At 50.9% G+C, this 5,942-nt stretch carries 9 protein-coding genes; all 9 read right to left on the bottom strand.

Features of this window, described 5'->3' with window-relative positions:
• Window positions 1-62 precede the first annotated feature (62 nt).
• The 9 genes from ABEV74_RS14700 to ABEV74_RS14660 all read right to left on the bottom strand — a co-directional run bounded on the left by ABEV74_RS14700 (window position 63) and on the right by ABEV74_RS14660 (window position 5,863).
• On the bottom strand, window positions 63-482 hold the full coding sequence (locus tag ABEV74_RS14700) for an ABC transporter permease family protein (protein WP_430146951.1): 420 nt from the start codon (window positions 480-482) through the stop codon (window positions 63-65).
• A gap of 11 nt (window positions 483-493) precedes the next feature.
• Window positions 494-1,159, bottom strand: coding sequence for a carbohydrate ABC transporter permease (locus ABEV74_RS14695; RefSeq protein ID WP_430146948.1), 666 nt, complete (start codon window positions 1,157-1,159; stop codon window positions 494-496).
• Window positions 1,160-1,458: 299 nt separating this feature from the next.
• Entirely contained in the window at window positions 1,459-2,802 is a 1,344-nt protein-coding gene (locus ABEV74_RS14690; RefSeq protein WP_430146947.1) for an ABC transporter substrate-binding protein, read from the bottom strand.
• Between the two features lie 139 nt (window positions 2,803-2,941).
• Window positions 2,942-3,403 (bottom strand): ribose 5-phosphate isomerase B, encoded by a 462-nt coding sequence (gene rpiB, locus ABEV74_RS14685; RefSeq protein ID WP_062489322.1) that lies wholly within the window; start codon window positions 3,401-3,403, stop codon window positions 2,942-2,944.
• A 225-nt stretch (window positions 3,404-3,628) separates the two neighbouring features.
• Window positions 3,629-4,012 (bottom strand): DUF6884 domain-containing protein, encoded by a 384-nt coding sequence (locus tag ABEV74_RS14680; RefSeq protein WP_430146946.1) that lies wholly within the window; start codon window positions 4,010-4,012, stop codon window positions 3,629-3,631.
• A 50-nt stretch (window positions 4,013-4,062) separates the two neighbouring features.
• Complete coding sequence (locus ABEV74_RS14675; RefSeq protein ID WP_430146944.1) at window positions 4,063-4,194, bottom strand: hypothetical protein; 132 nt, start codon at window positions 4,192-4,194, stop codon at window positions 4,063-4,065.
• A 23-nt stretch (window positions 4,195-4,217) separates the two neighbouring features.
• Window positions 4,218-4,751, bottom strand: a complete 534-nt coding sequence (locus ABEV74_RS14670) for a hypothetical protein (RefSeq protein ID WP_430146942.1) — start codon at window positions 4,749-4,751, stop codon at window positions 4,218-4,220.
• Between the two features lie 38 nt (window positions 4,752-4,789).
• Window positions 4,790-5,152, bottom strand: a complete 363-nt coding sequence (locus ABEV74_RS14665) for a hypothetical protein (protein ID WP_430146940.1) — start codon at window positions 5,150-5,152, stop codon at window positions 4,790-4,792.
• Between the two features lie 27 nt (window positions 5,153-5,179).
• Window positions 5,180-5,863: an XF1762 family protein gene (locus ABEV74_RS14660; protein WP_430146938.1), complete on the bottom strand. Its 684-nt coding sequence runs from the start codon at window positions 5,861-5,863 to the stop codon at window positions 5,180-5,182.
• Window positions 5,864-5,942: the final 79 nt, after the last annotated feature.

Genomic DNA, 5,942 nt, shown 5'->3' with positions numbered 1-5,942 from the left:
GTTGGGTGATGTGTTCTCGACAAACACCATTCTACCAAAGATTTGAGCACTTTTTCATATTTTCAAAGAGCAGTACTTTCGAAATTCAGGATAATATATTGCGGTACGATCAGAACATGAAGCGGAATCATCATCGTCATCATCATAATCGCAAACATAATTTTCTTTCCTTTAAAATCCATCCGGGCAAAGGCATAGGCCGCACAGGAGCAAGATATGATATTCCCGACAATCGCGAGGCCCACAAGCATAAATGAATTCGCAAAAAACGTCGCGAATGTCGTGCGCGACATTCCCGCCCAGCCTTTCGCATAATGCTCGAAAGTAATCGCTTTGGGCCAAAGTCCGATTTGCGTAAAAATTTGATCTGACGGTTTCAACGAACTGCCGATCATCCACAAAACGGGATAGAGCATCAACAGAATCCCGCCGACGATCATCATGTGCATCAGGATCGTTTTATATCTCGTTACAATCGCCATATCTTCACCTACTAGTTTTCATAGTGAACCCACTTGTTGGAAGAAAGGAAAGCCAGCGCAGTAAAAATGGCAATGATGATAAAGAGTACCCAGGCCATTGCCGACGCGTAACCCATCTGAAAGTTTCCGAAGCCGTTCTGATACAAGTAAAGCGTATAAAACAATGTTGAATTTATAGGCCCGCCCGTACCGTTGCTGATGATATAGGCAGGGGTAAACGCCTGGAACGAGGTAATCATCTGCATGATCGTATTGAATAAAACAATAGGCGTTAACAAGGGCAATGTGATGTATAAAAACTGTTTCCATTTGCCGGCTCCGTCGAGAGAAGAAGCCTCGTAAAAATCGGCGGGAATTTGCTTCAATCCTGCAAGAAAAATAATCATCGGCGAACCGAATTGCCACACTTTCAATAAAATCAACGCCCAAATCGCCTGAGACGGCGTACCGACCCAGCTTTGCATATGAATGCCGAACAGCGCCAACATTTGATTCACGATGCCTTTCCCGCCAAACACCTGCTGCCACAAAATCGAAATGGCCACGCTGCCCCCGATTAATGACGGAATATAGTACAATGCGCGGTACAGCCCCAGCCCTTTCAACCCTCTGTTTAACAGGAGCGCCAAACTCAAGGCAAAGGCAAGCTCAAGCGGCACGGCAACAAATACGTACATGAAAGTCACTTTCAAAGATTGGATATAATGCGGGTCTTTAAAAAACATCGTCATATAATTTTGCAGTCCGACCCAATTCGGCGAAGACACGAAATTATAATTCGTGAACGACAAATACAATGAGCTGAAAATCGGAATGGCGCTAAATACCAGTACGCCAATCATCCAGGGCGCCAAAAACAAGTAAGGGATAAAGATGTGCCCTTTTTTACGAACAAGCGAGGTTTGCAATGACGGAGCCTCCTTTTGGGAAGAGCGGCCCGGCTCATCCGGCTCGAGCCGCTCTTCGCTGCAATCGTTTACCTGTTCAAAATTTGCTCGGCTTGCGAGAAGAAATCGTCGACAGCTTGCTCGATGCTCTTGATCCCGAAAGCTATCGCTTCATTCTCCGTCAAGACCAGCTTTTGAACGGAGGTGCTTCCCCCCGGCATAGCCGGATAGGGCATTGTAAACGGCATCATTTCGTCGACAAACGCATATTCAAGCTTCTCCGGCTCGCTAAGCGAGTCATAGATGACAGCCTGCATCTTTTTCGAAGCCTGAGGGCCATGTTCTCCGCGGAAAATTTTCGCCGCATCCTCGTCGTTAACGATAAAGTTAATTAATTGGGCCGCTTCCTTCGGATGCTTCGAGTTCGGCGATATCCCCATTCCCGGTACGATAAGCGGGAACACTTTCTTGCCATTCGGGTCCGTCGGGTAGCTGACAATCCGCAATTCGTCCTTCATCGCTTTCTGGAAAATCTTCAGCTGGTTCGAGCTTTTGCTCACCATGGCGACTCTGCCGCGGGCCAGCATCGACTGTTCTTGCGGCTTATCGCCTTCTTCCGCCTGAATGGAAGCCGGCGGCACGACGCCCGCTTTGCGCAGTTCGTCCCAGATGGAATACCAATCGATCAAATCCTGTTTTTCAAAACCGAGCTGATTGCCGTTGAACATCGACTTGCCCCGCTGCATCAGGAACATATCGAGCCCTCTGTATGTCCCGCCCTCGTCTTCCGATGCCCACGCTTCGCTGCCCAGCGATTTCTGTAGATCTTTCAGCGTCTGGATATATTCATCCCAAGTCCAACCGTTCTGCGGCAAAGGTACGCCGGCTTTGTTGAACATTTCGGTATTATGGATAATGCCGGTAATGTTATGTCCGAGGCTGATCATGTACAGCTTGCCGTCGACTTTCCCGCCGTCCACGTCGTGAACGATGAAATCGCTCAAGTCGATATCGCCGGAATCGACAAGCGCATCCAGCTCCATATGAATGTTCCGGGCGACAAAATCATTAAGGAAGAAACTGCTCGTCTGCACGACATCCGGAGCGTTGCCGCCTGCCGCTTGCGTCGTCACCTTCTCTACGAACTGGTTTTCCGTGCCGAACTCACGTACGACCGTGATATGCGGGTACTTCTCCTCGAATTTGTCGAACAGAGCGTTCATCATATCATGGCGTGCCTGGCCTCCCCACCATGCTACCCGAAGTTCCACGGAAGCGCCGGACTGATCATCTGACTTGTTTGTTTCTGTATCGGATGAAGTGTCGGATTGCGTATCCGTCCCGGGATTCGACGATGTATTGCCGCCGCTGCATGCGGCCAAAAACACCATGAGCAGCGCGAATAAAACGACGATACCTTTACGCTTTGCCATGAGCGTTCAACCTCCCTTTCCTGTTTTGTTGAAAACGTTTACAAATTTGCAATAGACTCTCGCTCTTTAACGCAATGATTCATCACCTCCTTGAAGAATGCAGCGCTTCACCCGACTGCTATGCTCTGCCAACCAGGCATCAGTCATGGCGCTGTGCAAATTCCTTCTCCATCCGGTGCAGCTTTTCGACCCGTCTGCGGAACTCTTCCTCGGTGCTGAATTCGGCTTTCAGGAAGCTGTCCAGCAGCTCTACGGCCAGAACCGGACCGACGATTTGCGCGCCTATGCACATCACATTCACATCATCATGCTCGACACATTGGTGCGCGGAGTATATGTCATGGCAAACCGAGGCCCGTATTCCCGGTATTTTATTGGCCGCAATGCATGCCCCGACCCCTGTGCCGCATACCAAAATCGCGCGTTCCGCTTTTCCGGCCAGAACGCTATCGCATACCGTTCTCGTAATATCCGGAAAATCGATGGGATTCGTGTCAAAAGTGCCGTAATCCACGACTTCATGCCCCATTGACTCCAAAGCACTGACAATGACCCCTTTCAAAGGAAAGCCCGCGTGATCTCCGCCTACCGAAATTTTCATTCTTGGTTCACTCCTTAAAATGATAGATGCTATTATATCGATTAACTGAAATATTGCAGAAAATATCTAAATTTCGGTTAATCGAATAAATAGAAGGCGCAGTGGGGTGTTTAGCACCCGCATGAGTGTCGCACGATCAACGTCGTATCCATGTACATAATGTCACGATTGTTCTTCTTGTCCTTGATGCTGTCCAAAATGAGACGGGCCGCTTGAACCCCCAGCTCATACGATTGTTGGCGTACGGCCGTTATGCGGGATTTCGACTTCAAATCCACGGTCACGCAGCATCGGAACCAAAAATTCGCGATAATCCCGCCCGGCGAATACTTCAATGCGCCATTCCCGCGGGCTGTAGAAGTTAAACATTTCAGCCACGCCAGCGGCCCATTCCCGCTTCACTGACTTGCTTTTGCCGGTAAGCGTGTATTCGTAGGGTTCCAGCTTGGCAAGGGGCGGAACAAGCCCGTGAAGGGCGGACAGAATGTGAAACGGCTGGTTGCGCTTCTCGACCAGGGATCTGATCTTCTTGAAAAGCTCGCCCGTGTACAAATCCCGCGCCGCCGACTTTTCAGCGCGCTTGCTCTTTCCGCACGAGATTAAAGCCATGGTCTTTTTAATACGAAACTCTCCTCATTCCACAGATTTTTATAGCTCAATCAGCGAATGGCTTTCAATTCAGCGAGAGAACGGTTCAAGGCAGCCTCCGTTTCCGGGGTGTTGTTCCCCTTCAACGCCTCCTCGTTCCGCGCGATCGCTTCCTTCACTGCCAATGCAGTCCATAATGTCATCCGAATTTCCTCCTTGGGATGGATTAAATCGCGACTTCGACCGTGAAGCGCCATTTCCCTGGCTGAGCCTCTTGGCCGCCCGACGGCGTTACCTCAAGGATCCGCGCGGGCTTGGACAACCGCTGAGTGGTATCCTGCCAAAGACGAGCAGGAAGCACATGCACTTCGGCATTATGCCTCCTGGCGATCTCGTCAGCCTTCTTCTTGGCATCCCCTTGGGTTAGGGCGTATGCTTCAACGACCGCGGGTACAGATTCATTGGTGTATGAAGCGACGGCTTGGCGCCGAATCAGTTCTGGGGTCTCGGTGGTCACGATAAACCCGTTGACGAGTTTTCCGTCCGCTTTAGGCGAAACCTTGACCGCCTTCGTCTTCTTCGGCGCGGAAGCGGATACCGGCTGTTGCAGGCACTTCGATTCCACCCATTCCCGAATGTCATTCCCGCCGCCACGGTATGAACCTTCACCGTATTCGCGGTTCAGCTCTTCACGGAAATCTCGCCTTGCTTCGCTTTCATTCATCCCATACCCAAAGCCCGAACGTGTCTGTCTTCCCATGTCTCAAATACCTCCAATTTGAAATTTGAATTGCCTTCTTAGGCCATGCGGAGCCTCCGGTAGCTGCGTTTCGCAAACCGAAGACCGGTGCCTTTCAGCGTGTACACGCTGCAGTGGAGCGTGGTATCGTGCACCGGATCTCCCCCTTCAAAAAGCAGGCTCATTGGAATATCCACGTAGACGATTTCCTGCCCGGGCTTACGCTTCATAATGGCCTTCTTGCTGCCATACCAGGTCGGGAGGATAATCGGCCGGTGAAGCGATAGGCCGCGGTTACGCACGGCGTACAGACGAATTTTCTCATCCGAAAGCGCCGTCAGAATCGCAAACATCATTCTCCAACTCACGTACTGCCGAACGGGGAAAAGCACCTTCTGCACCAGTCGATTGAAAAAACGCATGTGAATCCCTCCAATGAATTTTTGTTGTTAAGCTCCTCTGATCTGCATCATCCAGAGATTTTTCAGTCCCGTGGGATGCTTGTCCAATCTGTTGCGCGAAAGGCTGTTCCAGCTTCCGCCCGCGCTTTTGCCCATGAACTGAAATCCGGCAGCGCGTACAGATGCGCCCGTTTCCTCATCCAGCGTGTAGGTGATCAGGGTGTGATAACCCATTTCACGAGCGATACGCCGCGCCGCGGCATACAGCTTGCTGCACAGATGGACATAGGCTCCGATGACGCATACACGGGTCACTTCAAGCATCAGGCCATCATCGCGATGACGACTGACGGGGCGACCTGCGGTAAGGACTCCGATCAACTTTTGGCCGTTGCTGATGCCAAGTGCGAATTTCATCCCTTGCGGGGCCATGTGGTGCCTGTGATGCTGATTGATGAAATCACAGGCTTGACGGAACGTGATGGGGGTGGGCATCGTCTCGAATTTGCCGTACTCGGGATAAAACTGCTGCATGTAGCGCACCGCTTGCGTGCGGCTGCGTGCGGAATCCCAAAGCAGGTCAAATCCTTCGTCGAGCTCCAATGTCCATCGCCGTTCGCCGTCGAGCTCGTCGTCCGAATAGATCACGTATTTACGCATCCCTCCATGGACGAAAACCCAAAACCACTTCGGCTCCTCGCGTACTGCTCCCGGTGGTGAGAACGAAAACATTCCAATTTCCTCCTTGTTTTTGGGCATAAAAAAAAGGAGACGTAAGAAAAACCGTCAGGGAGAAATTCGTTCCCTGACG

The sequence above is a fragment of the Paenibacillus cisolokensis genome (genome assembly GCF_050481165.1).
In the GTDB taxonomy this organism is placed as follows: domain Bacteria; phylum Bacillota; class Bacilli; order Paenibacillales; family Paenibacillaceae; genus Paenibacillus_AH; species Paenibacillus_AH cisolokensis.
This window is presented reverse-complemented; position numbering and strand designations above follow the sequence as displayed.